This window comes from Streptomyces sp. NPDC001315, assembly GCF_042896175.1.
In the GTDB taxonomy this organism is placed as follows: Bacteria; Actinomycetota; Actinomycetes; order Streptomycetales; family Streptomycetaceae; genus Streptomyces.
Genome location: NZ_JBIAWZ010000004.1, coordinates 188,561 through 213,380, shown reverse-complemented (window position 1 = coordinate 213,380; position 24,820 = coordinate 188,561). Strand labels below are relative to the sequence as shown.

Genomic DNA, 24,820 nt, shown 5'->3' with positions numbered 1-24,820 from the left:
GCTTCACTCGGCTCCCGCCGCCGGCGCGGGGGGACCGCCGCGGCCACTTCGATAACCACTTGAAAGACGAACGACAGCAAAATGACAGCTCCCTGCGGACAAGCTCGGTTACCCCGGACCCGATCAAGGAGCTGTCGCCCGTGACGACCGTCCAATCGCCCCCTGCGCCCCCCACGGCGATACGCCCCAGGGTGGTGGCCCGCACCGGCCTGTACGCCGTGCTGGCCGCGAACGTGGCCGTGGTCGCCTACTTCTTCGCCCAGGCCGGCTTCGCCTCGAACGCCCTGATCGTGCTGGGCCGGCTGGCCGGTCTCTACGGCGCGCTCCTGATGGCGTTCCAGCTGCTGCTGGTGGCCCGGCTGCCGTGGCTCGACCGCCGCATCGGCATGGACCGGCTGACCTCCTGGCACCGCTGGACCGGCTTCGGCATCCTGTGGACGCTGCTCGCGCACGTCGTGTTCATCACCTTCGGCTACGCCGAGTCGTCCGCCATGGACCCGGTGAGCCAGCTGGTGGACCTCGCCGAGACCGTCGAGGGCGTGCTGCGGGCCGTCGTCGCACTGGCGATCATCATCGTGATCGGTGCCGTCTCGGCCCGCTACGCCCGGCGCCGGCTGGCGTACGAGACGTGGCACTTCATCCACCTGTACGCCTACGTCGCGGTGGTCCTCGCGTTCACGCACCAGGTCGCGGTCGGTACGACCTTCACGTCGTCGTCCGCCGCCACGACGTACTGGTACGTCGTGTGGGGCGTGGCGCTGGGTGCGGTCGTCGTCGGCCGGGCGGTGCTGCCGCTGTGGCGCAACCAGCGCCACCAGCTGCGGGTGTCGGCGGTCGTCCCCGAGTCCGACGACGTCGTCTCGATCTACGTCACCGGACGCGACCTGGACCGGCTGCCCGCGCGGGCCGGCCAGTTCTTCCTGTGGCGGTTCCTGACCCGGGACCGCTGGTGGCAGGCCAACCCGTTCTCCCTGTCGGCCGCCCCCGACGGCCGCACGCTGCGGCTCACCGCCAAGACGGCCGGCGACGGCACCGCCGCCCTGCGGCACGTGAAGGTCGGCACGCGTGTCTTCGCCGAGGGCCCCTACGGCGCCTTCACCGCGATGCACCGCACCCGGCCCGAGGCCCTGCTCATCGCCGGCGGCGTCGGTGTCACCCCCATCAGGGCGCTCCTGGAGGAGCTGCACGGCCATGCCGTGGTCATCTACCGCGTCGCCACCGACCGGGACGCGGTCCTCTACGACGAGCTGCGGGACCTCGCCGCGGCCAAGGGCGCCGAGCTGCACCTGGTCACCGGACCGGTCAGCCCCGACAAGCTGGCCCCGAGCGAGCTCGCGCGGCTCGTGCCGGACATCACCGACCGGGACATTTTCCTGTGCGGACCGCCGCCCATGATGAACGCGGTACTCGCCGGCCTGCGCGAGCTGGACGTGCCCAAGCCGCAGATCCACTTCGAGCGCTTCAGCCTGGCGGGATGAGGGAGACGAGGAAAACACCGTGAAGCGAGCAATACCTGTCCTGGTCCTGAGCGTCGCGGGCCTGATCCCGGTGTGGCGCTACGCACCGTCGACCGACACGTCGTCCACCGAGGTCGCCGCGCCCGCGTCGACGCCCTCCTCGTCCTCCTCCTCGGGCTCCTCGGGCGCCTCGTCCCAGGTCGTCGCGGGCACGACGGTGAACACGGAGAAGGGTGCCGTGCGGGTGGAGGTCACGTTCGAGGGCGACAAGATCGCTTCCGTGCGGATGCTCCAGCAGCCGAACCATCCGCAGACGACGGCCGCGGTGCCGAAGCTGATCGCGGAGACACTTCAGGCGCAGAGCGCGGACATCGACGCGGTGTCGGGCGCGACGATCACGAGCGACGGCTACAAGGAGTCGCTCCAGGCAGCCCTCGACGCGAAGGGCGCCTGACGTGAACCGCGTCGAACACGTCATGGGGTTCCCGGTCTCACTGCGGATCGACGACGAGCACGTCCCCGACGGCATCGCGGACGCGGTGTTCGCCTGGCTGCGCGAGGTCGACGAGCGGTTCAGCCCCTTCAAAGCCGACAGCGAGGTGTCCCGCCTCGACCGGGGTGAGCTGTCCGCCGGCGAGGTCAGCCCCGACCTCGCCGAGGTGCTCGGCCTGTGCGAGGAGTACCGGGTCGCCACCGGCGGCGCGTTCGACGTACGGCTGCCCGGCCGGGGCCTCGACCCCTGCGCGATGGTGAAGGGCTGGTCGGTGCAGCGGGCGGCGGAGCTGCTCATGGGCGCCGGCCTGGCCCGGTTCTGCCTGAACGCCGGGGGAGACGTGGTGACGGCGGGCGGTCCGTGGCGGGTCGGTGTACGGCACCCCGAGATCGCCGACAAGCTCTGCACCGTCCTGGAGATCACCGACGGGGCGGTCGCGACCTCCGCGCGCTACGAGCGCGGCGACCACATCGTCGACGGCCGCACGGGCCGCCCGGCCATCGGCCTCCTCAGCGTCACCGTGGTGGCCCCGACCCTGACAGAGGCGGACGCCATGGCCACGGCCGCCTTCGCGATGGGCGAGGAGGGCATCGAGTGGGCCGCCGCGAGGGCGGGCTGCGAGGTCTACGCGGTGGATGCCGGGCGACGGGTGCTGCGGACGCCGGGGCTTCCGGTGGCCGGGGCAGGCTCGGTGCCGGTGTAGGAGACGGTCGGGCGTCCACGCCGGGTACGACGGAGAAGCGGGCCGCCGACAGGGAGTTCGGCGGCCCGCTCGCATCAGGGCGCCAAAGCCCTGCAACATTCCCGGTCTAGACTCTCCCCGCAACGGCCTGCGCAACGACGACCGTGGCCGAAAATGGGCAGCTTTCTGCCAAACCCGAAGGGTATTCGGCGTTTTGATACGGATAGATTCAGTCACCAAGCGGTACCCGGACGGCACGGTCGCGGTCGACCGGCTCTCGTTGGACATACCGGACCGCTCGATCACCGTCTTCGTCGGTCCGTCGGGCTGCGGGAAGACCACGACCCTGCGCATGATCAACCGGATGGTGGAGCCCAGCGAGGGCACGATCCTCCTCGACGGCGTCGACGTCCAGCAGCAGCCGGTCAACACCCTGCGCCGCTCGATGGGTTACGTCATCCAGAACGCCGGGCTCTTCCAGCACCGCACGATCGTCGACAACATCGCCACCGTGCCGCGCCTGCTCGGCTGGAGCAAGGACAAGGCCCGGGCGCGAGCGCGCGAACTGATGGAGCGGGTCGGCCTCGACGCCGCACTCGCCAAGCGGTATCCCTACCAGCTCTCCGGCGGGCAGCAGCAGCGCGTCGGTGTGGCGCGGGCGCTCGCCGCCGACCCGCCGGTGCTGCTGATGGACGAGCCGTTCTCCGCTGTCGACCCCGTGGTGCGCAAGGGACTGCAGGACGAACTCCTGAGGATCCAGGAGGAGTTGGGCAAGACCATCGTCTTCGTCACGCACGACATCGACGAGGCCATCAAGATCGGCACGATGGTCGCCGTGATGCGCACCGGCGGCCGGCTCGCCCAGTACGCGCCGCCCGCCGAGCTGCTGTCCGACCCGGCCGACGCCTTCGTCGAGGACTTCCTCGGCGCCGACCGCGGCATCCGGCGGCTGTCCTTCTTCACCTCCGCGGGACTCGGCCTGCTGACCTCCCCGATCGTCGCGATCGACTCCACGGCCGAGCAGATCGCCGCCCGCGACACCGAGGACGCGCCCTACCTCCTCGTCACCGGCCTGGACGGCAGACCGCTCGGCTGGAGCGCGCCGGAGGACCTCACCGCCGGGGCGATCCGCCCCGAGCAACTCCTGCCGCACGGACGGCCCTTCGAGGCCGGCAAGGACTCGCTGCGCGCCGCGCTCGACGGCGCCGTGCTCTCGCCCACCGGCTGGGCCGTCGCCGTCGACCACGAGGGCCGGGCGACCGGAGTGGTCTCGCAGCAGACCATCGGCGAGGCGATCCGCAGCGCCCACGCCGAAGGACGCACGGCCCCGAAGGCCGGCGGCGAGGCGGTCCCCGACGCCGGCTCCGACGGGCGTACCGCCAAGAAGGTCGCCGGATGAACGGCTTCTTCGACATTCCGAGCGATCTCCAGCACAGCTACTTCGGCCTCATCGGCCTGCACCTGCGCGAAGCCCTGCTGCCGGTCCTGGCCGGCCTGGTCGCCGCACTGCCGATCGCCCAGCTCTGTGTGCGCCTGCGCTGGCTGTACGCGCCCGTCCTGGGCGTGGCGACCGTGCTGTACGCCATCCCCTCCCTGGCCTTCTTCGTCGTCCTCATCGACTACACCGGCCAGACCGAGCTCACCGTGATGATCCCGCTGGCCGTCTACAGCCTGGTGGTGTTCGTCCCGGCGATCGTGGACGGCGTCCGCTCCGTCCCCGAGGAGACCCTCGCCGCGGCCACCGCCATGGGCTTCGGTCCGGTACGCCGGTACGTCCTGGTGCAGTTGCCGATCGCGGCGCCCGCCATCATCGCCGGGCTGCGGGTGGCGACGGTGTCGAGCATCTCGCTCGTCAGCGTCGGCATGCTGATCGGCAACCAGGGCGGCCTCGGCAATCTGCTCAACGACGGCATGATCTACCACCAGCCGCGCCTTGTGTGGCTCTCGGTGATCGGCACGGCCGTCCTGGCCATCCTCGCGGACGCCGTCCTGGTCGCCGTCCGTGTGCTCCTGACGCCCTGGATGCCGCGCGGCACCCGCAGGGCCCGCCCCGCCGCCGAGGCCCGGCCCGAACCGGCCGCGCCCGCTCTGGAGGACGCCGTCCGATGAACGTCATCCACTTCATCAACGCGTTCTTCAGCGACAGCGCCCACTGGCACGGCTACGACGGCATCCCCACGCGGCTGCGCGAGCACCTCCAGTACTCGCTGATCGCACTCGCCATCGCCGCCGCCATCGGGCTGCCCGTGGGCCTGCTGACCGGCCACACCGGCCGCGGCGGCAACGCGCTGGCGTCCATCGCCACCGCCGCCCGCGCGCTGCCCAGCTTCGGTCTGCTGGTGCTGATGTTCATCCTGCTCGGCTTCGGCCTGGTGCCCGTGATGATCCCGCTGGTCGTCCTCGCCGTCCCGCCGATCCTGGTCACCACGTACGAGGCGGTCCGCTCCGTCGACCCCTCGCCCGTGGACGCCGCCCGGGGCATGGGCATGGCCGAACCCCGGGTCCTGTTCCAGGTGGAACTGCCGGTCGCGCTTCCGCTGATCCTCAGCGGTCTGCGCTCGGCGGCCATCCAGATCGTCTCGACGGCCACCATCGCCGCGTACGTCAGCCTCGGCGGCCTCGGCCGCTACGTCATCGACGGCCTCTACCAGCGCAACTACGAGAAGGTGGTGGGCGGCGCCACGCTGGTGGCCCTGGTGGCGCTGGCGACCCTCGCACTGTTCTGGGCGGTCACCCGGCTCACGGTGTCGCCGGGCGTGCGCAGAAGCGGGTGAGTCAGCCCTCGGTGCGCGCCAGCGCCAGCTCCAGTACGACGAGCAGCGCGTCGCGCACCGAGCCCCGTTCCCGGGCGTCGAAGACCAGCACCGGGACGTGGTCGGCGACGGCGAGCGCCCAGCGGACCTCCTCCAGGGTGTGCTCGACCTTCCCGTCGAAGGCGTTGGCCGCCACGGCGAACGGGATCTGCCGGTGTTCGAAGTAGTCGACCGCCGCGTAGCAGTCGTCCAGGCGGCGGGTGTCGACGATGACCAGCCCGCCGACCGCGCCCTCGACGATGTCGTCCCACATGAACCCGAACCGCTCCTGTCCGGGCGTGCCGAACAGGTACAGCTTCAGGGTGGGGTCGATGGTGATGCACCCGAAGTCCATCGCGACCGTGGTCGTGGTCTTGCGCGGGGTGTGACTGAGGTCGTCCACCCCGGCCGCGACCTCGGTGATGGCGGCCTCGGTGGTCAGCGGCTCGATCTCGGAGATCGAGCCGACGGCGGTGGTCTTGCCCACGCCGAAACCGCCCGCGATCACCATCTTCACCGGCAGTGGCGGCCGTACGGCGCTCTGCGTGGCCGTGCCCCGGGTGAGCGGTTCAGTCGGTGTCACGGAGTACCCCTCGGGAGTCGGGGATGGCCCGCAGGCCATCGATAACCCTGCGCAGGACGGATGCGTCGTGGGTGGCGCCCACGTCGGGCACGTGCACCGTCAGCTGCCCGGCGGAGCGCAGGTCCTCGGCGAGGACCCGCACCACGTTCAGGTGCAGCCGCAGCCGGGCCGCGATCTCCGCGATGGACTGCGGCTGCCGGCAGGCGGCGACGATGTCGTGCCGCTCGAAGGAGAGCCGGTCGAGCTCGTCGAGCCCGGTGACGGTGGCCACCAGCTGGGTCTCGACGGGCATCGTCCTGCCGGACTCGGCGTCTCCCGCGCCCGCCACCCGGCCGGCGGTGACCAGGAACGGCCGTACGGCGGGGGCGGGCCCGACCGGAACCGGGGCCGGGTCCGGGGAAGGCGCGGCACCGTCCGCCATGGGTGGCTCTCTTTCTCTCGCGACCGGGCGGCGGCCGGTCAGCGTCGGGACGCGGCGCCGACGCTGTTCTTGAGTTCGAGCACGATCTGGGGGCTGAGCGCGGCGCCGGCCCGGTTGGCGAACACCGTCATCTCGTAGGCGATGTTGCCCAGCTTGGCGTCCTTGTCGGTGACCACGCCGAGCACCGCGCCGCTGCCGATCGCGGAGACCAGGACGTGGCCGCCCTCGAGGTCGATGATGACCTTGTTCAGTCCGCCCAGGCCGTAGTTGCCGGACGCCCCGGCGGCCAGGCTGGTGATGCCGGAGACGATGGCCGCCAGACGCTCGGAGTCGGCGTGTTCGCGCAGCTCGGAGACGGCGATGAGCAGCCCGTCGGAGGACACCGCGATGGCGTCGACCACACCTGCGGTCTCCGTCGCGAAACGGTTGAGCAGCCAGGCGAAGTCGGCTGCGGCGGCCTGCAGGTCGGTCGGGGCGGGGCCGCCGGACGGCGTGTCACCTGTCGACGTACTCACTGCTCGGCTCCTTCCGGGAGGTGGTTCGTGTCGTGCGCGTGGTGGGGGGTCGGTGCGGGCTGGGTCGGTAGGGGATGCGAGGCGGTGTCCTGATGGGCGCGTTCCACGGCGGCCTCGAACTCCTCCAGCGCGGAACGGACGGCCTCCGCGTCGACCGGCCGGGCGGCCTGACGTACGGACTGCTGCGCGGCGTCCGCGGTGGTACGGAGGGTGGCGCCACGGACGCGGCGCCGCAGCGGGCGGGCACCGGTGGCGCCCTCGGCGGACGCTGACGCCTCGGAGCGCGCCGCCGGGATGAGCGGTGCCGGTTCGTCCGCCGGGCCCGGTTCGCGCCGGGGGACGCGGCGGGGGAGGGAGCCCGGGTGGTCGTCGGCCGGTGGGGGCGTGGGTGCGGCGGGCGAGGGGCGAGGCCCGGCGGCAGACGCCGACTCGGCCGGTACGGCGGCTGCTTGTACGGTCCCGGAAGACGTGCCCGAACCGCCGGAGACCACCGCGCTCATCGTCAGCAGCAACGACGACGGAATCGTCACCTCGGCCGTCACGCCGCCGCCCCGGGTGCGCGACAGGGCGACGCCGACCTCCCAGCGACGGGCCAGGCTGCCCACCACGAACAGGCCGAGCACCTTGGTCGGCACCAGGTCCAGGCGTTCGCGGCGGATCAGGCGGCCGTTCTCCTCGTCGAGGCGCTCGGCGCTCATGCCCAGGCCGTGGTCGGCGATCGTGATCGTCGCGCCGGTGTCGCCGGAGCGCACGGTCACCTCCACCGGGCTGCCCGCGGGCGAGAACGACACCGCGTTCTCGAGGAGTTCGGCCATCATCAGCGTCAGGTCGCCGATGATGTCCGGCTCCACCATGACCTCGGTCCCGGCGTGCAGCTCGACCCGCTGGTAGCCCTCGATCTGGCCGAGCGCGGCCCGTACGACGTTGGTGAGGGCGGTGGGGCCGGAGTCCAGGACGGTCTCGCGGATGCCGGCGAGCAGCATCAGGCTGTCGGCGTTGCGGCGCAGACGGACCGCGATGTGGTCGATGGAGTAGAGGTGTTCGAGGAGGGCCGGGTCGGTCTCGCCGCGCTCCACCGAGTCGATCAGAGCCAGCTGACGGGTGGTGAGGTTGCTGACCCGGCGGCCCACGTTGCCGAACATCTCGGCGACGTTGCGGCGGCTGAGTACCTGGCGTTCCAGCAGCGCGACCGCCGTGGCCTGCACCCGGTTGAAGACCTCGGCCAGCTCGCCGATCTCGTCCCGCGCGGTGACCGGCATCGCGCGCAGCAGGGGCGGGCCGTCGTCCTCGGCGTCGTCGTCGGCGACCCGGGCCAGCTCACGGCCGGCCACGTCGGCGACCGTCCGGGCGGCGCCGGTGAGCGCCTGCACCGGACGCACCACCGAGCGGCGGACCGCGACGGAGAAGGCGATCCAGACGACGAAGCCGATCAGCGCGAGGTTCAGCAGCAGACCGGCGCGCCACTGCGCGCTGGACGACGTGGCGTCGGCCCGGTCGGCGATCTGGTCGATGAGCGAGGCGGTGATTTTCAGGCGCGATTCGGCCTGCTCACGGTATCCGGGGTAGGAGTCGATCGACTGCCGGAGCGCCTCGCGGATCTCGCCGGGGGTCACGGCCTGCAGGGCGCCGGGATCGATCTGCAGCTCGGCGTAGTGCTGGGTGACGGAGGCCTGCGCGGCGTTGTGCTCGATGCCGCCGAGCTCGTCGGCCTGCTCCTCGGAGGCGAACCGGGCGAACCGTTCGGCCTGGTAGGTGTACAGCTCGTAGGAGCCGACCGCGCTGGTGAACTCGATGAGCGCGTTGGTGTCTCCGGTGCGCGCCGAGAAGACTCCGGTCTCGAAGGCGCCGTGCGCGGCGTCGGCGCGCAGCAGTGAGTCGAGCAGATTGCCGGTGAAGGTGGCGGCGAGGTCGGCGTTGCGGTCCAGGCCGAGGCCGTTGATGAGGCCCTGGGCTGCGCCCGCGTACGCCGGGTCGATGTTGTCGGCGGGCAGATAGCTCTGCTCGATGGTGTCCCGCAGGTTTTCCAGGCCCTCGATCTCCCTGAGGGCCTGCGCCTCGGCGTCCGGCAGGCGGTCTCCGAAGGTGTCGCGCACTTTCTCGACCTGGGCGTCCACGGCCAGCTGCGCCGTGCGGTAGGCCTCGGACGAGGGCGTGCCGCCGTCGAAGGACGCCTGGTGCCGCACGGACAGCAGGATCGCCTGCTGGTGCTCGGCCTGTATCTGGTCGACGAGTTGTGCGACCTGGGTGCTGTCGCGGACCAGCCGGGCCGCCGACTCCGCGCGGCCGGACTCCTGAATCAGCCCGGTGATGAGGTAGGCGAGCAGTACGGCGACCACGGTGAGCGGCACACCGACGAGGATGTTGAGCTTGCGCCTGAAGGGCCACCGGTCGGCGAAGTCCAGTACACCCCTGCGCGTGGGAGGTGGTGGTGCCGGCCGGGCGGGCGCGTCCACCTGGTTCGTGGACACCGGGCCTCCTTCATGGGTGCTGCACGGTGCGTGACGTATCACGTGACCGGATTCGATCGATTCGGGCTGGTGCGCCGTGCGACGCCAACTGCCGCGAGACTACCTTCCCTTTGAACAATCAATGACCTCGCCCTACGTCAAGAATCCGTCACGACCCGGCTGCGGCGCGTATGTCCGGGTCGTTCATCTTCCGTTCACAACTGGCAGTACATCGAAGCAAATCGGTGACCGGATTCCTCTTGACTGACCAAGAACCGGCTGGATTGGATCGAGCCAGAGATCTTCACCGAGTTCTTCACCGAGTTCTTCACCGAGTTGTTCACCAAGTTGTTCACCGAGTCCTTCACCACCCCCTGAGCCCGGAACGGGAATCGTGACTTCCAACGCCCACAGCTTCAGGTCCATCCGGAGACACCCCGGCGCGGCGGCCGTCGCGCTCGCCGCGGCGACGGCCCTGCTGGCGGGATGTTCCTCCTCCGACGACAACTCCGACGACCCGCTCGCGGGAGGCAAGTCGGACGGCAAGACCGTTGTCGTCGGCTCCAACAACTTCGCCGAGAGCATCCTGATCGCCGACATCTACGGCGAGGCCCTGAAGGCCAAGGGCATCAAGGTCACCTACAAGCCCAACATCGGCAGCCGCGAGACGACCTACGGTCTGCTCAAGAACGGCTCCATCACCGTCCTGCCCGAGTACAACGGCGCGCTGCTCGCCTACCTCGACCCGAAGGCCACGCCGAAGACCATCGAGGCCACGACGGCCGCGATCGGCGCCAAGCTGGACGCCAAGCTGGAGCTGCTGGAGCCGGCACCCGCGCAGGACAAGGACTCCGTCACGGTCAACGCGGAGACCGCCAAGAAGTACAACCTGACGTCCGCGTCCAGCATCGGTGACCTCAAGGACATCGCGAAGGACCTGTCCATCGGGGCCTCGCCGGAGTTCCAGACCCGGCAGCAGGGCCTGCTGGGCCTCAAGTCCGTGTACGGGCTGGAGTTCAAGTCCTTCAAGGCGCTGGACGCGGGCGGTCCGCTGACCCAGGCGGCGCTGAAGAAGAACACCGTGCAGGCCGCGGACCTCTTCACCACGGACCCGACCATCACCAAGGAGAAGCACGTCGTTCTCCAGGACCCGGAGAACCTCTTCGGGTTCGAGAACGTGCAGCCGCTCGTCTACAAGGGCGGACTCTCGCAGGAGGGCGCCGCCGCGCTCAACGCGGTCTCGGCCAAGCTCGACACGAAGGCGCTGCTCGACCTGGACACACAGGTGCAGCTGGACAACAAGGACCCGCTGGACGTCGCGAAGGCGTGGCTGAAGTCGGTCGGCCTGGACTGAGTCCGCCCGGCCCCCTTCCTCCTGGAGGCGGAACATCCGCACCGTCGGCTCGCCGACCGGGCTCGCCGGCGGTGCGGCCGTGCCCGACGTGGACCCCCGAGCCCGTGAACGGGCCCCGGGGTTCCACCGATCGAGGGCTCAGTAGCCGATACGGAAGGTCGCGTCCTGCTGTTCGGTGGCCGTGGAAACGGGGTCGATGCGCAGGACGTAGCCGGTGGCTGAACGGCGCCCGCCGGTCGACATGCAGGGCGTGGGTCAGAGCACCGTCGAGGTCGTCGAGCACGGACCCGTCCTGCCGGGGACCGGGCCGCCCCGCGCCCCCGGCAGGCACCGCTTCAGAGGTCGAACTCGTGCGGCGGCAGTTCGAGGGTGAAGCACGCCTCGCGCACCACGGCCTGCTCCGTCTTGTCGAAGTCGCCGTCCGCCCCGCCGATGACGATGCCGATCTGGATGACGGCACGCGCCTCCGCGGGCTTCTTCTTCGCCTTGGCGATCTCCTGCAACACGCTGACCTTGCCGAAGGCGAAGTCGGCGGTCAGTTTGTTCAGGTTGTCGTCGAAGCGCCGCTGAAGGTCCGTGGCGTCGAAGTTCTGCAGCACCTCGTTGGTGGCGATGAGCTGGGCCACGCGCTGCCGCTCGGCCGGGTCGATGGTGCCGTCCGCCGCCGCGACCAGGGCGCACATCGCCATGCTCGCGTCGCGGAAGGCGCCGCTCTTGAGGTCGTTCTTCTTCGCCACCAACTGGGTCTGCATCGTCGACGCGGACTCCTTGATGCGGTCCCACAGGGCCATGAGAACTCCAGGTGTTCGTAGCCATTGGTTTCTACAGCATCGTAGAAACTAACGGGGCGGCCGATAAGTTCCAGTGACTTCCGGACACCTGGACCGCCGGGCTCACTCCCTCACTCACCCGCCCCGGCTCAGGCAGGTCCTCCCGCCCCGTTCAGCGACGGATCTCCGGTCTGCCGGAGCTGGTCCGCGGCCCGCGCCTCCCGTCGGCGCCGGCGGCGGCTGCGGCGTGGTTCCTGGTCGGGGAGCCAGCCGAAGGTGAGACAGCTGCCGACGACCCCGAGGAGGAGGCCGAGGAAGAAGCCGCCCAGGTTCGAGGTGACCCAGGTGCCCAGGGTGAGGAGGACCCCGGTGATCGAGTAGAAGAGGCGCTGGGTGGGGTTGAAGAGGATCAGCAGCCCGCACAGCACCATGACGGCCGGCAGCAGATAGCCCGCCAGGCCCTGCGCGCCGATGTGCATCACGACCTTCAGCGACGCCTTCTCGGTGAACAGGATCTCCGCCCCGCCCAGGGTGAGCAGCAGCCCACCCCAGAACGGCCGACCGGCCCGCCACCCCCTGAAGGCGGGCCTCAGTCCCTGTCGTGGACGGCCCGGCATCGGATCAGCACGCCTTGTCGCTGAAACTCAGATGGAGGTTCGGCAGCTTGAACACGGCGGCCGTGGTCGCGTAGTTGGTCTGCCGCAGGTTGCCGATGTGGACCGTGTCGGCCTGCTGGCTGAAGACGCCGATCGGGCCCTTCACGCCCGCCTTGTTCAGTTCGCTGGCGTCGTTGCCGATCTCGATGCCGTTGAACTCGGCGTTGCCGGACAGCTCCGTCGAGTCGGTCGTCAGGTCGCTCGCGACCACCTTGTCCTTGCCATCGCCCGCGGTGATGCGCAGGTTGATGCCGCCGAGATCGACGCTCTGGCACAGCTTGGTGAGCGTGGCGTCCTTGATGGCGGAGGTGACGACCAGCACCTGGCCACCGGTGTCGCCCGCGTTGGGGCTGCCGTCCGCCATGGAGTCGAGAGCGCCGAACTGCTCGAAGCCGGTGCCGTCGAGGTCGGTCGCGGTGACCGTGAAGGGCATGCCGGAGATCTTGAACGACACGCCCAGCGCTCCCTGGGCGGTGAGGATCGCCATGCCGGCGGCGACCAGGGTGGCCGGCACCGCCATCACCGCGGCCCGGCGCATACGGACGCGTCCGCGTCTTTCCGAGCCCCCGGGCACCGCGGACGTGTTCGGCGCGGAACCGCTTTCCGGTTTCTCGGGGGTGTTGTCGGCGGACGACGTGAGGTCCGAGGACGAGGCCATGTCTGCTCCCGTGGGCATAGTCAGTGCGGGTTGGGCATCAGCGGCACGTTGTCCTGGCGCGGACAGCGGCTGCGGGCGCAGGTCTCCTCACAACTCCCGGCGTTTGCAAGGGCTTTCATAGTTACGCCGCAGTAGCCGCCGAGGAAGTTACCGATGGTTACAGCAAAGGGTCAAGGGAGTTGTGAAAAAAGGGTGTCGATTGTGCGCCACCTGTGGATCAAGGGGTTCCGGTTCTCCCGTCCGAGCCGCCGGTCGACGTCAACTTCCTTGTCAGGCCTTGACGTTGACTGTGCATCAGGTCTACAACTTGCCCTGGCTCAGCCCGGATCCGTGGCGCCGGATCCGTAGCGCGGCGACCGCCCGCGTTCCCGGCCTCCGTCCGCAGTGACCCTCGAGTCCGAATCCTCCTCGGCGCCGCCACGGTTGCTTCCCCTCCCTGCGAACCGTGACCGGCCGCCCTCCCCCCGGCCGGCCGCCGGCTCCCCCCACGGTCGTCGGCCGGCAGCTGCCGTTGCCGGTCCGTCACGTACGGAGAAGGCGTCACGGGCCGGCAACGGCGGACGCGTCCGCGCGTCCGCACGCACACCATCCCCCTCAACCCCCAACACCCCCCTCAGCCCCCCACTTCGGAGAAGAGGCACCCGTATGCGCACTCGCACCCTCCTCGCCCTCGCCGGCGCCGTCGTCGCCCTGACGCTGCCCGCTGCCGTCCCCGCCTCCGCGGCCGACACCCCCGTCCTGACCACCGGAGGTGCCGCCGGGACCCCCGTCGCGAGCGGCGACACCCTCATCGCGAACCTGGCGAGTGGCACCGCCGCCACCCTCTACTCGAGCGCGACCGGCACGAGCGGCGTCTCGTGCACCTCGTCGCAGTTCACCGCCACGGTCGGGGACAACCCCACCGCGCCGGGCACGGCCACCGAGTCCCTGACGTCGCACACCTTCGACGCCGCCACCTGCACCAGCAACGTCGTCGGCGTGCTGGGCGTCACCAGCATCACGGTCGACAACCTGCCGTACACCACCACCGTGGCCTCGGACGGCACCGTGACCGTGACTCCGGCCGCCGGTTCCACCATCCAGACCACCGTCAAGCTGCGCACCCTGCTGGGCAGCATCACCTGCGTCTACCAGGCCGCGACCCTCTCCGGTACCGCGAGCAACACCGACAACAGCATCGCCTTCGCCAACCAGCAGTTCACCAAGACGTCCGGCTCGTCCCTGTGCTTCGCCAACGGCTACTTCACCGCCAGGTACGCCCCGGTGACGGACGCCGGCGCTTCGGTCCACGTCAACTGACCGTCGCAGGAACGGAGTTCAGCGTCGACGTAGGCGCATGTACAGGGCGGCGCCCCCGGTGAGCACCAGCACCGCGGCGGCGCCGCCCGCCATGAGGGGCGCGGAGGGGCCGGAGCCGGGGTCGGTGGTGGACGCCGCCACCGGCGTGCTGTCGGTGGCCGGGCTCGCGGACCGCGCGGTCCGCGCAGGGGAGGGCGTACTCACCGAGGGGGCCGCCGCACTCCTGCGGGCCTCGGCGGTCGGCGACGGGCCGCCGCTCGCGCGGCCCGCTGCGCTCGCGGACGCGGTGGACTTCGCGGCCTCCGGGAACACCACGTCCGAGCACGAGTAGTACGTGTCCGGCGTGCTGCTGTTCTGCCAGATCGTGTACAGCACCTGGCGTCCCGTCCGGTCCGACGGAAGCTTCGCCGTGAGGTGGTAGGCGCCGTTCGTCAGCTTGGGGTCCCGCACCGCGGCGAACGGCTGTGCAGGCAGGTCGGACCACTTCAGCGGCTTCGCCGGGTCGTAGCCGGGCTTGGTCAGGAACAGCTTGAACGTGCCGGTGTGCGGGATCGTCGAGGCGTACGTCATCGTCAGCGTCCCGCCCGGTGACAGGCGCGTCGACGGCCAGTCCGCGCGGGCGAGGTCGAGGCCCTTGTAGGCGGGCAGGCCCGCGCTGCACAGCTTCCCGTCGGGGATCACCTGTCGGTCCCGGCCTGCCACGTTCGCGACCCGCAGGTTGTCCCAGGCGGCGAAGGACGCGCCGTTCGCGGCCACGGCCGCCCGGCAGGCCGCCGAGCCGGTCGAGTCGCCCTCGGGGGAGCAGGCGAACACCCGGGCGGCCGGATCCGTCGGTGCGCCGTGCGCCGACGCCGGTGCCGCGGTCCACAGACTCAGCAGGAGCGGGCTCAGAGCGGTGGCCGCCAGGGCGGTGCGGCGGTATGCGGTCATCCGGGGCATCCGGAACGTCTCCTCGGCCGGCGCGGGAACGGTCTCGCGGGAACGGGCTGTTGTGTGCAGTACGGTGGCCGGGGCCGATGCGTTCAGCCGACGGCCGGAACCCGGCGCGATGCGGCCCGCGCGACCTCGGACTCCGCGGACGACGTCAACACCACCTACACCGTGGACGCCGCCGTCGTCACCGTTGTCGCCCCCGCCCCGCCCCCACCGCTACGCGATCGGTGCTTCGGTTGCCGTCAGGACTCTCGAGGCGCGGTCGGCCCCGCTGTCGAGGCCGGGCAGCAGACCCGGCACCGCGATACTGGGCAGCATGTGCGCCCACAGCACGGACAGCCGCTCGCCGAGGTCCGTCCGGTCGGTCAGCGCCCGCGACATCAGCTGTATGCCGGTGAACGCCCCGACCAGCAACTCCACCGTGTCCCGCGACCGCACCGTGGGCAGCAACTCGCCCTGCGCGCGCGCCTCTTCCATCAGTTCCGTCAGCCGCTCGGCCCACTGCCGGAACGGCTGCCCGTGATCGACCCCGGACGGTGTCGCCTGGTCGACAGCGAGCCGTACACTGCCCCGCAGCAGGGAGCTGCCCAGCAGCCGCGTGCCGACGACGAAGGTCATGTCGATGATCTCCTGCAACTTGCAGGGCTGCGGCGGCACGGCACCGAACGGCACCTGCTCGTCGAGCACCGCCTGCGCGAGGGACTCCTTGGACGGGAAGTGGAAGTACAGGGCGCCTTTGGTGACTTCGGCCCGCTCCAGCACCATGGCGATGGTCGTGGAGGTGTAGCCGTGCTCGTCGAAGACCGCGCCGGCGGCTTCCAGGATCGCCCTGCGCGTCCTGACGGCGCGCTCCTGTCTTGCCATAAGAGCCCCTCCGCACCGCTGAGTCGGCCGATCCCCGCGATCGCGTGCCGGATCGGCCCGATCTTCGGGCGTCGTTTACTGATCTCATTGAAAACAAACCGGTCGCCTCGTACCCTAACGCTTGCTCGAGTGGGCGCTTCGCCGTCTGCTGTGGCCTTCGGGGGACCGTAGGGAGGGACGTGCCGCGACCCCGCCAGAGTGCCGAGACCCCGTCCATGACGGCAACCGTTCCCCGCGAGCTCGTCCACCGCGGGGCGGTGGCGGAGACCCTCCTCACCGGCTGGAGCCGGACCGTGCCCGACCGGTTCCAGGTGTCGGCGCAGTGGCCGCGATCCCACGAGTTACACGTGTCGCCCGACCGTACCGTGTACGATCCGCCGCTGGTCGTGGAGACCGTACGGCAGAGCGGCACGCTGATCGCGCACACCGAGTACGACGTCCCTCTTGGCCACCACTTCGTGCTCAACGAGTTCCAGGTCGAGACGTTTCCCCAGCACCTGGCCGGCGGTGCGCTGCCCGCCGAACCGACCGTCGAAGTCGCCTTCATCGACGTCCAGTACCGCGGTGCCCGCCCGGCCGGCGCCCGCTACGCGGCCGACGTCCTGCGCGCGGGGGAGTGGGTTGCCCACGCGAATGTCGCGTTCACCTGTCTGAGCGAGCCCGTCTACCGGAGGCTGCGCGGCGGCCGCACCCCGGCCCTCGCCTCCGCCGTGCCCCTGCGGCCCGGGCTGCCGCCCACCGGCGTGGACCGCGTCCTGCCGGCCGACGTCGTCCTGGCCCCGACGGACCGCTCCGACCGCTGGCAACTGCGAGTAGATACCGCACACCCCTTTTTCTTCGACCACCCACTGGACCACGTCCCCGGGATGCTGCTCCTGGAGGCGGCCCGCCAGACGGCCCGGTGGTGGACCGACGGGAAACGGGCACCCGTCGCGTACCACGCCCGATTTCACCGGTACGCCGAGCTGGACAGTCCTACCTGGATCGAGCTGACCAGTGAGGACGGTTCCGAGCTGCAAGTCGTGGGCAGACAGGGGGAGTCGACGATCTTCGAGTGTCTGGTGGGCACCGCGGGGCGGTGAGTTATCGTGGACAGGGCGTCAAAACAAACGGCATGACCCGTTCTTTACGGCCCCCGGGAGTGTCCAGTCGATGGCGAGGCAGCTACGCGCCGAGCAGACCCGCGCGACGATCATCACGGCCGCAGCCGACCTGTTCGACCGGCGCGGCTACGAATCGACCAGTCTGAGCGACATCGTCGAGCACGCGCAGGTCACCAAGGGCGCCCTGTACTTCCACTTCGCGGCCAAGGAGGACCTGGCCCGCGCCATCATGGAACTCCAGTCCCAGGCCTCACGGCAGGTGACCGACCAGGTCGACGACCAGGGCTGCCCGTCCCTGGAGGCCCTGATGCGGATCACCTTCGGCATGGCGCGGCTGTCCGTCGAGGGACCCATCACCCGGGCCGGACTCCGGCTCGCCACCGGCGGAGTCGAGGTACGGCCCCCGCTGCCGCACCCGTTCACGGAGTGGCTGGACCTGGTCACGCGCCGGCTCGTCGGCGCGGTCCGGGAGTCCGACGTCCACCCGGACGTCGACGTCGACGCCGTCGCCCACTCCCTTGTCTCCTTCTTCGTCGGTACCCGCGTCGTGGGCCGCTCCCTGGAACCCGTCGCCCGACTCCCGCGCAGGATGGCGGAGATGTGGCACATGCTGATCCGGGGCCTGGTGCCGGTACCGCGACGCCCGCGCTACCTGGCGCTCGTCACCCGGCTGGAGCGGGAGATCAGCGTCGTGTGATCGGAGCGAGCCGATACGGTGAGCCGCATGCCCGACACCCCCGCCCCGCCCGTGATCCTCGGCAACGAACCCGGCTCCTTCCCGCACAGCGTGCTCGCCGAGCGGCATCCCGCGATCATCCGGCAGGTGCGGGACGCCACTCCGTACGGCCCCGACATCCGCCGTGCGCTGGACGCGCTGCTGGTCAGCTGCGCCGAGGGCGTGCTCGAGCCGCTTCCCGCCGACGCTCACGACCGGGACCGGTGGCAGGCGTGGGGTCTCGGGGAGTACGTGGGCCGGTCCTGGTTCGACGTACCGTGGCTGTGGGCGGAAAGCTACTTCTACCGTCAACTCCTCGAAGCAGTAGGATACTTCGCTCCCGGGTCCTGGCAGGGCATCGACCCCTTCCGCCCCTCCAAGCTCGCCGAGCTCGACGCCCCGGAGACGGACGAGGAACTGGCCGCCCTCGACGACCTCGAGGCCCGCCCGGCCGACGAGCAGGCCAGGGCCCTGCTGCACGGTTCGCTCTGGGGCAACCGCGCCGACCTCGGCTTCCGCCTCTCCGCCCCCGCAGGCCACACCCCCGACACCAGCCCGGCCCTGGTCGCCGACGACAGCGAGGCCCTCTGGTCGCTGCTCCCGCCCTCCGGCACGGGCACCCTCTGCCTGGTCGCCGACAACGCGGGCCGCGAGCTCATCCCCGATCTGCTCCTCATCGCCCACCTCCTCCAACGGCGGCGGGTGGAACGGGCGGTCCTGCACATCAAGCCGTACCCGTACTACGTCTCCGACGCCACCACCGCCGACGTGCTCGACGCGGTCCGCCGGCTCATCGCCGCGCCGGGCGCGGCCGCCGGGTACGGGCGGGGCGTCCGGGACGCGATGGCCGACGGCCGGCTCCAGGTCCGCGCGCACCCCTTCGCCTGCGCCCCACTGCCGTACGAGGCGATGCCCCCCGAACTGCACAAGGAGTTCGGCGACGCAGACCTGACCGTCGTCAAGGGCGACCTCAACTACCGTCGGCTGGTGGGCGACCGCCGCCGGCCCCCGACCACCCCCTTCGCGGATGTCACCGCCTACTTCCCCGGCCCGGTCGCCGCCCTGCGCACCCTGAAGTCCGACGTGATCACCGGCCTCGACGCCCGCACGGAGGACACGCTCGTCGCCGCCGAGGGGCAGCGTTGGCGGACGAGCGGGACCCATGCCCTGATCCAGGTCAACCGGGCGTCAGGTCACCCGTACGGGAGGTGACTTGATGCCGTTGATGAAGCTCGACACAGGTCGTCTCGGCGGGCAGGCCGTCCGCAGCGCGGGCAGCAGCCGTAGCGCCTCCCGGTGGAGCACCCGCAGTTGAAAACGGCTGGCCCGCTCCACGGCGCCGGTGAGCAGCGCGCGGGCCCGCTGTCCGGCGAGCGCCGCGAAACGGTCGACGCGTCCGGGCGTGAACGCCCGGCGCACCGGTCGGCGCGCCGTCGCCGTGCAGCTCATGGGGGAGCACGAAGGGGGTCATGCGAACACGGTGGCCCGGCGCGGGGGGCTCGGCAAGAGCGCGTGCGGCGGAGCGGATCGACTGGGGAAAACCCTGCGATTCGCACCTCGTTCACGCGATGGTGTGGTCATGTCCCGGTCGGCGGATGGGTGTTGAGGGGCACGGGTAGGGCCCGGCCATGACTCAGCCGTTCGAACTCCCGCACTTCTACATGCCGTACCCCGCGCGGCTGAACCCGCACGTCGACGAGGCCCGGGCCCACTCGACGGGGTGGGCGCGCGAGATGGGCATGCTGGAGGGGTCCGGGATCTGGGAGCAGGCCGACCTCGACGCGCACGACTACGGCCTGCTCTGCGCCTACACCCACCCCGACTGCGACGGTCCCGCGCTGTCGCTGATCACCGACTGGTACGTGTGGGTGTTCTTCTTCGACGACCACTTCCTCGACATGTTCAAGCGCACCCCGGACCGCGCCGCGGGCAAGGCCCACCTGGACCGGCTGCCGCTGTTCATGCCGCTGGACCTGTCGGCTCCCGTGCCGGAACCGCAGAACCCGGTCGAGGCCGGGCTCGCCGACCTGTGGGCGCGTACGGTGCCGGCGATGTCCGCCGACTGGCGCCGCCGCTTCGCCGTCGCCACCGAGCACCTGCTGAACGAGTCGATGTGGGAGCTGTCCAACATCAACGAGGGGCGGATCGCGAACCCCGTCGAGTACATCGAGATGCGCCGCAAGGTGGGCGGCGCGCCCTGGTCGGCGGGTCTCGTGGAGTACGCCACCGCCGAAGTGCCCGCGGCCGTCGCCGGGTCGAGGCCGCTGAGGGTGCTGATGGAGACGTTCGCCGACGCCGTGCACCTGCGCAACGACCTGTTCTCCTACCAGCGGGAGGTCGAGGACGAGGGCGAGAACAGCAACGGCGTGCTCGTCCTGGAGACCTTCTTCGGCTGCACCACCCAGGAGGCCGCCGACACCGTCAACGACATCCTCACCTCCCGCCTCCACCAGTTCGAGCACACCGCCCTCACCGAAGTGCCCGCCCTGGCCCTGGACAGAGGCCTCACCGCCGGCGAGGTCGCGGCGGTGGCGGCGTACACCAAGGGGCTGCAGGACTGGCAGTCCGGCGGTCACGAATGGCATCTGCGCTCCAGCCGGTACATGAACGAGGGCGCGCGGTCCGCCGCGCCCTGGCAGAGCCTGACCGGGCCCGGCACCTCCGCCGCGGACATCGGCGCGCTGCTCGCGTCCGCCGCCGCGGAACGCTTGCGCGCCTACTCCCATGTGCCCCGCCAGAAGGTGGGTCCCTCCCTGCTGCCCGACTTCCACATGCCGTTCGAGGTGGAGCTCAGCCCGCACCTCGACGGCGCCCGCGCCCGCCTCACCGGGTGGATGCACCGCATGGGCATGCTGGAGGAGGGCGTGTGGGACGAGGACAAGCTCGCGGCGGCCGACCTCCCGCTGTGCGCCGCCGGTCTCGACCCGGACGCGACCGTCGAGGCCCTCGACCTCAGCTCACAGTGGCTCGCCTGGGGTACGTACGCCGACGACTACTACCCCCTCGTCTTCGGGCACCGCCGCGACCTGGCCGCCGCCCGGCTGGCCACTCAGCGCCTGTCCGCCTGCATGCCCGCTGCCGGCGAGGCGGTCCCGGTCCCCGCCAACGCCATGGAGCGCGGGCTGATCGAACTGTGGGCGCGCACCACGGCCGGGATGACTCCCGAGGCGCGCGGCACCCTGAGGGACGCGGTGAACGTGATGACCGAGAGCTGGGTGTGGGAGCTGTCCAACCAGCTCCAGAACCGCGTCCCCGACCCCGTCGACTACCTGGAGATGCGACGCGCCACCTTCGGCTCCGACCTCACCCTCAGCCTGTGCCGGCTGGACCACGGCCCCGCCGTTCCGCCGGAGGTGTACCGCAGCGGCCCCGTCCGCTCCCTGGAGAACGCCGCCGTCGACTACGCCTGCCTCCTCAACGACGTCTTCTCGTACCAGAAGGAGATCGAGTACGAGGGCGAGATCCACAACGCCGTCCTCGTCGTGCAGAACTTCTTCGGCTGCGACTACCCGACCGCCCTGCGCGTGGTCGGTGACCTGATGAACCAGCGCATGCGGCAGTTCGAGCACGTCGCCACGCACGAACTGCCCGTCCTCTACGACGACTTCGACCTGTCGGAAGAGGAACGGGAGGTCGTGCGGGGCTATGTGGCCGACCTCCAGAACTGGATGGCGGGCATCCTGAACTGGCACCGGGAGGTCGACCGCTACAAGTCCGCGTACCTGGCCCGCCGCGCACACCGCTTCCTCCCGGACCGCCCGCCGGCCCCGGCGCTGCCCGTCGGCTGAGGCCGCACACGGGTCGCGGCCCGGTCGGACTCGCCCCACCACGTCGAGGCGCGTCGAGTACGGCGTCACACGGCCCCGACGCCCGCCCGTGCCGCGTGCTCGACCAGGTGGCGACGATGGTCGGTTCGGGGGCCGTCATGACCATGATCGAATCGGTGGTGCGTTCCGGCCCTTCGGGCGCAGGACGTCCAGGCCGGCCCGCGCGGGCCGGCCTGGACGCCGTGAATCAGACGGGATGATCACGCGAGGTGATCGGACCAGGTGATCAGACGAGGTCGAACCGGTCCAGGTTCGAGACCTTGACCCACGCCGCGACGAAGTCGTTCACGAACTTCTCCTTCGCGTCGTCGCTCGCGTAGACCTCCGCGAGGGCCCGCAGCTCGGAGTTCGAGCCGAAGACGAGGTCGGCACGGGTGCCGGTCCACTTGACCTCGCCCGAGGCGTCACGACCCTCGAAGTGGTTCTGGTCCTCGGAGGTCGACTTCCACGTCGTGCCCAGGTCGAGCAGGTTGACGAAGAAGTCGTTGGTGAGGACACCGGGGGTGTCGGTGAGGACACCGAGCGAGGTCTGGGCGTGGTTGGCGCCCAGGACGCGCAGGCCGCCGACGAGGACGGTCAGCTCGGGGGCGCTCAGGCCGAGCAGGTTGGCCTTGTCGATCAGCAGGTACTCGGCCGGCAGGCGGTTGCCCTTGCCCTGGTAGTTGCGGAAGCCGTCCGCGGTGGGCTCCAGCGCGGCGAACGACTCGGCGTCCGTGTGCTCCTCGGTCGCGTCGACACGGCCCGGGGTGAACGGCACCTCGACGTCGTAACCGGCGTCCTTGGCGGCCTTCTCCACGGCGGCGGCGCCACCGAGGACGATCAGGTCGGCCAGGGAGACCTTCTTGGCGCCGGAGTTGAACTCCTGCTGGATCCCTTCCAGGGTGCGCAGCACCTGCGCCAGCTGGTCGGGGTCGTTGGCCTCCCAGCCGCGCTGCGGCTCCAGGCGGATGCGGGCACCGTTGGCGCCGCCGCGCTTGTCGCTGCCCCGGTACGTGGAGGCCGAGGCCCACGCGGTGGAGACCAGCTGCGAGACGGTCAGACCCGAGTCGAGGAGGTTGGCCTTGAGCGCCGCGATGTCGGCGGCGTCGACGGCCTCGCCCTCGGCCTGCGGCAGCGGGTCCTGCCACAGCAGCGTCTCCGCCGGGACCTCCGGGCCGAGGTACAGGGACTTCGGGCCCATGTCACGGTGGGTCAGCTTGTACCAGGCGCGGGCGAAGGCGTCCGCGAACTGGTCGGGGTTCTCGTAGAAGCGGCGCGCGATCGGCTCGTAGATCGGGTCGAAGCGCAGCGACAGGTCGGTGGTGAGCATCGTCGGGAGCTTCTTCTTCGACGAGTCGTGCGCGTCGGGGATGATCGCCTCGGCGTTCTTCGCCACCCACTGGTTCGCACCGGCCGGGCTCTGGGTGAGCTCGTACTCGTACTCGAAGAGGTTCTTGAAGAACCCGTTGCTCCACTGGGTCGGCGTGCTGGTCCAGGTGACCTCCAGGCCACTGGTGATCGCGTCGCCGCCCTTGCCGGTGCCGTAGGTGCTCTTCCAGCCGAGGCCCTGCTCCTCGATCGAGGCGGCCTCGGGGTCGGCGCCGACGTGGTCCGCCGGGCCCGCGCCGTGCGTCTTGCCGAAGGTGTGACCGCCGGCGATCAGGGCGACGGTCTCCTCGTCGTTCATCGCCATCCGGCGGAACGTCTCACGGATGTCGCGGGCCGCCGCGATCGGGTCCGGGTTGCCGTTCGGGCCCTCCGGGTTGACGTAGATGAGGCCCATCTGGACCGCGCCGAGCGGGCTCTCCAGCTCGCGGTCGCCGGTGTAGCGCTGGTCGTCGAGCCAGGTGGTCTCGGGACCCCAGTAGACGTCCTCCTCGGCCTCCCAGACGTCGGCACGGCCGCCGGCGAAGCCGAAGGTCTTGAAGCCCATCGTCTCCAGGGCGACGTTGCCGGTGAGGATCATGAGGTCGGCCCACGAGATGCTCTGGCCGTACTTCTTCTTGACCGGCCACAGCAGACGGCGCGCCTTGTCGAGGTTGCCGTTGTCCGGCCAGCTGTTGAGGGGGGCGAAGCGCTGCTGGCCGGCCCCGGCGCCGCCGCGGCCGTCGCTGATCCGGTAGGTGCCCGCGCTGTGCCAGGCCATCCGGATCATCAGCGGGCCGTAGTTGCCGAAGTCGGCCGGCCACCAGTCCTGCGAGTCCGTCAGCACCTCAGCGATGTCCCGCTTCACGGCAGCGAGGTCGAGGGCCTTGAACGCCTCCGCGTAGTCGAACTCCTCGCCGAGCGGGTTCGCCACGGCCGGGTTCTTGGCAAGGATCTTCAGATTGAGCCGCTCCGGCCACCACTGGCGGTTGCCGCCGCCCTGAGTCGGGTGCGCGGCGCGCCCGTGCGCGACCGGGCAACCACCTCCGCCCTCCGTTTTCGCGTCGGTGACGATGGCGTCATGGTTCTCGGACATGGGAATCCTTCCGGACGGGGCGGATCACGGCGCTCAGGTACCGCGGGCGGCGGGACAGCCCTGGGCACAGGCCCCAGTGGAGCCGCGGTGAGCGCGTGGAGGCCTCACGCCCCCCACGTCTCCCTCTCCTGCAGTACTGGAGTCGTCCTGTCCCTTGGCTATCGCCGGATCCGATCCTACGATGGACACAGTCTTAGTCAAGAAGCGTGCCAAACCCATATCCAATAGGAACCCGGATGTCCACTGGTAAAATTCGGGTGTCCCACCGAATCCGAATAGGTGAACCGATATGAGTGACCTGCTGGAGCGACTGCGAGGGCGTGGCTGGCGGATGACCTCCCAGCGGCGTGTCGTTGCGGAGGTCCTCGACGGCGACCACGTGCATCTCACGGCCGACGAGGTGCACGCCCGCGCGGCGCAGCGGCTGCCCGAGATCTCCCGGGCGACCGTCTACAACACCCTGGGCGAGATGGTCTCCCTCGGTGAGGTCATAGAGGTTTCCACCGACGGCCGCGCCAAGCGCTACGACCCCAACGCGCACCATCCGCACCAGCACCTCGTGTGCTCCAACTGCGGCACCATCCGCGACGTCCACCCGACCGGCAATCCGCTGGCCGACCTCCCGGCGGTGGAACGGTTCGGCTTCACGGTGTCCGAGGTCGAGGTCACCTACCGCGGGCTGTGCCCTTCCTGCGGCTAGGGCAGGTTTCCGTGGGTCCGGGCAGCATGGCTTCCCACTCCTGACCCCGGGGCAGTCTCACTCGTTCGTGTCTCGTCCCAGGCCGGTGCTCCGGGTAGAGCACCAGCCGGA

The 24,820-nt window shown here is 70.6% G+C and carries 25 protein-coding genes; 13 read left to right on the top strand and 12 right to left on the bottom strand.

What is annotated here, in order from left to right:
* The first annotated feature begins 140 nt into the window (after positions 1–140).
* The 6 genes from ACFY16_RS14450 (at position 141) to ACFY16_RS14425 (ending at position 5,406) form a co-directional block, all read left to right on the top strand.
* Complete coding sequence (locus tag ACFY16_RS14450) at positions 141–1,478, top strand: ferric reductase-like transmembrane domain-containing protein (protein ID WP_390647431.1); 1,338 nt, start codon at positions 141–143, stop codon at positions 1,476–1,478.
* A 19-nt stretch (positions 1,479–1,497) separates the two neighbouring features.
* A complete protein-coding gene (locus tag ACFY16_RS14445; RefSeq protein WP_390647430.1) occupies positions 1,498–1,911 on the top strand; it encodes an FMN-binding protein in 414 nt (137 codons plus the stop codon).
* Position 1,912: 1 nt separating this feature from the next.
* Positions 1,913–2,653: an FAD:protein FMN transferase gene (locus ACFY16_RS14440; protein WP_390647429.1), complete on the top strand. Its 741-nt coding sequence runs from the start codon at positions 1,913–1,915 to the stop codon at positions 2,651–2,653.
* Positions 2,654–2,846: 193 nt separating this feature from the next.
* Complete coding sequence (locus ACFY16_RS14435; RefSeq protein ID WP_390647428.1) at positions 2,847–4,031, top strand: ABC transporter ATP-binding protein; 1,185 nt, start codon at positions 2,847–2,849, stop codon at positions 4,029–4,031.
* Entirely contained in the window at positions 4,028–4,741 is a 714-nt protein-coding gene (locus ACFY16_RS14430; RefSeq protein WP_390647427.1) for an ABC transporter permease, read from the top strand. The genes ACFY16_RS14435 and ACFY16_RS14430 overlap by 4 nt, the downstream gene beginning before the upstream one ends.
* A complete protein-coding gene (locus ACFY16_RS14425; RefSeq protein ID WP_390647426.1) occupies positions 4,738–5,406 on the top strand; it encodes an ABC transporter permease in 669 nt (222 codons plus the stop codon). Before ACFY16_RS14430 ends, ACFY16_RS14425 begins: the two co-directional genes overlap by 4 nt.
* A 1-nt stretch (position 5,407) precedes the next feature.
* On the opposite strand, the gene ACFY16_RS14420 is transcribed toward ACFY16_RS14425, so the two are convergent.
* The 5 genes from ACFY16_RS14420 to ACFY16_RS14400 form a co-directional block, all read right to left on the bottom strand.
* Complete coding sequence (locus ACFY16_RS14420; protein WP_390647425.1) at positions 5,408–6,007, bottom strand: ATP/GTP-binding protein; 600 nt, start codon at positions 6,005–6,007, stop codon at positions 5,408–5,410.
* Positions 5,994–6,428: a DUF742 domain-containing protein gene (locus ACFY16_RS14415; RefSeq protein WP_390647424.1), complete on the bottom strand. Its 435-nt coding sequence runs from the start codon at positions 6,426–6,428 to the stop codon at positions 5,994–5,996. The genes ACFY16_RS14420 and ACFY16_RS14415 overlap by 14 nt, the downstream gene beginning before the upstream one ends.
* 38 nt (positions 6,429–6,466) lie before the next feature.
* Complete coding sequence (locus ACFY16_RS14410; protein ID WP_390647423.1) at positions 6,467–6,943, bottom strand: roadblock/LC7 domain-containing protein; 477 nt, start codon at positions 6,941–6,943, stop codon at positions 6,467–6,469.
* Entirely contained in the window at positions 6,940–9,411 is a 2,472-nt protein-coding gene (locus ACFY16_RS14405) for an ATP-binding protein (RefSeq protein ID WP_390647422.1), read from the bottom strand. The genes ACFY16_RS14410 and ACFY16_RS14405 overlap by 4 nt, the downstream gene beginning before the upstream one ends.
* Before the next feature lie 183 nt (positions 9,412–9,594).
* Positions 9,595–9,816: a hypothetical protein gene (locus ACFY16_RS14400; protein WP_390647421.1), complete on the bottom strand. Its 222-nt coding sequence runs from the start codon at positions 9,814–9,816 to the stop codon at positions 9,595–9,597.
* On the opposite strand from ACFY16_RS14400, the gene ACFY16_RS14395 reads away from it, so the two are divergent.
* On the top strand, positions 9,785–10,744 hold the full coding sequence (locus ACFY16_RS14395; RefSeq protein ID WP_390647420.1) for an ABC transporter substrate-binding protein: 960 nt from the start codon (positions 9,785–9,787) through the stop codon (positions 10,742–10,744). The genes ACFY16_RS14400 and ACFY16_RS14395 overlap by 32 nt on opposite strands.
* Positions 10,745–11,079: 335 nt before the next feature.
* Here the strand turns inward: ACFY16_RS14395 and ACFY16_RS14390 are convergent, their stop codons facing one another.
* The 3 genes from ACFY16_RS14390 to ACFY16_RS14380 form a co-directional block, all read right to left on the bottom strand.
* Positions 11,080–11,535, bottom strand: a complete 456-nt coding sequence (locus ACFY16_RS14390) for a tellurite resistance TerB family protein (RefSeq protein WP_390647419.1) — start codon at positions 11,533–11,535, stop codon at positions 11,080–11,082.
* Positions 11,536–11,663: 128 nt separating this feature from the next.
* Positions 11,664–12,131, bottom strand: coding sequence for a DUF6114 domain-containing protein (locus tag ACFY16_RS14385; RefSeq protein ID WP_390647418.1), 468 nt, complete (start codon positions 12,129–12,131; stop codon positions 11,664–11,666).
* A gap of 4 nt (positions 12,132–12,135) precedes the next feature.
* Positions 12,136–12,828 (bottom strand): DUF6230 family protein, encoded by a 693-nt coding sequence (locus ACFY16_RS14380; protein ID WP_390647417.1) that lies wholly within the window; start codon positions 12,826–12,828, stop codon positions 12,136–12,138.
* A 645-nt stretch (positions 12,829–13,473) separates the two neighbouring features.
* Here ACFY16_RS14380 and ACFY16_RS14375 point away from each other — a divergent pair.
* Positions 13,474–14,127 carry a Tat pathway signal sequence domain protein gene (locus tag ACFY16_RS14375; RefSeq protein WP_390647416.1) on the top strand — a complete coding sequence of 218 codons (654 nt, stop codon included), beginning with the start codon at positions 13,474–13,476 and terminating at the stop codon, positions 14,125–14,127.
* An 18-nt stretch (positions 14,128–14,145) separates the two neighbouring features.
* Here ACFY16_RS14375 and ACFY16_RS14370 read toward each other — a convergent pair whose 3' ends face one another.
* The gene (locus ACFY16_RS14370; RefSeq protein WP_390647415.1) at positions 14,146–15,066 is read right to left on the bottom strand and encodes a lytic polysaccharide monooxygenase; all 921 of its coding nucleotides are present in this window, start codon (positions 15,064–15,066) and stop codon (positions 14,146–14,148) included.
* 210 nt (positions 15,067–15,276) lie between these two features.
* Complete coding sequence (locus ACFY16_RS14365) at positions 15,277–15,924, bottom strand: ScbR family autoregulator-binding transcription factor (protein ID WP_390647414.1); 648 nt, start codon at positions 15,922–15,924, stop codon at positions 15,277–15,279.
* Positions 15,925–16,139: 215 nt separating this feature from the next.
* Here ACFY16_RS14365 and ACFY16_RS14360 point away from each other — a divergent pair, with 215 nt between their 5' ends.
* The 3 genes from ACFY16_RS14360 to ACFY16_RS14350 all read left to right on the top strand — a co-directional run bounded on the left by ACFY16_RS14360 (position 16,140) and on the right by ACFY16_RS14350 (position 18,954).
* Positions 16,140–17,006, top strand: coding sequence for a ScbA/BarX family gamma-butyrolactone biosynthesis protein (locus tag ACFY16_RS14360; protein ID WP_390647413.1), 867 nt, complete (start codon positions 16,140–16,142; stop codon positions 17,004–17,006).
* Between the two features lie 70 nt (positions 17,007–17,076).
* The gene (locus ACFY16_RS14355) at positions 17,077–17,724 is read left to right on the top strand and encodes a ScbR family autoregulator-binding transcription factor (RefSeq protein WP_390647412.1); all 648 of its coding nucleotides are present in this window, start codon (positions 17,077–17,079) and stop codon (positions 17,722–17,724) included.
* Between the two features lie 27 nt (positions 17,725–17,751).
* Complete coding sequence (locus tag ACFY16_RS14350; protein ID WP_390647411.1) at positions 17,752–18,954, top strand: damage-control phosphatase ARMT1 family protein; 1,203 nt, start codon at positions 17,752–17,754, stop codon at positions 18,952–18,954.
* Here ACFY16_RS14350 and ACFY16_RS14345 read toward each other — a convergent pair.
* Positions 18,931–19,191, bottom strand: a complete 261-nt coding sequence (locus tag ACFY16_RS14345) for a hypothetical protein (protein ID WP_390647410.1) — start codon at positions 19,189–19,191, stop codon at positions 18,931–18,933. The two genes, ACFY16_RS14350 and ACFY16_RS14345, sit on opposite strands and share 24 nt — an antisense overlap.
* 179 nt (positions 19,192–19,370) lie before the next feature.
* Between ACFY16_RS14345 and cyc2 the strand changes: the two genes are divergently transcribed.
* On the top strand, positions 19,371–21,530 hold the full coding sequence (gene cyc2, locus ACFY16_RS14340) for a germacradienol/geosmin synthase Cyc2 (protein WP_390647409.1): 2,160 nt from the start codon (positions 19,371–19,373) through the stop codon (positions 21,528–21,530).
* A 265-nt stretch (positions 21,531–21,795) separates the two neighbouring features.
* Here cyc2 and katG read toward each other — a convergent pair whose 3' ends face one another.
* A complete protein-coding gene (katG, locus tag ACFY16_RS14335; protein ID WP_390647408.1) occupies positions 21,796–24,009 on the bottom strand; it encodes a catalase/peroxidase HPI in 2,214 nt (737 codons plus the stop codon).
* A 289-nt stretch (positions 24,010–24,298) separates the two neighbouring features.
* Here katG and ACFY16_RS14330 point away from each other — a divergent pair, with 289 nt between their 5' ends.
* Complete coding sequence (locus tag ACFY16_RS14330) at positions 24,299–24,709, top strand: Fur family transcriptional regulator (protein WP_390647407.1); 411 nt, start codon at positions 24,299–24,301, stop codon at positions 24,707–24,709.
* The last annotated feature ends 111 nt before the right edge of the window (positions 24,710–24,820 follow it).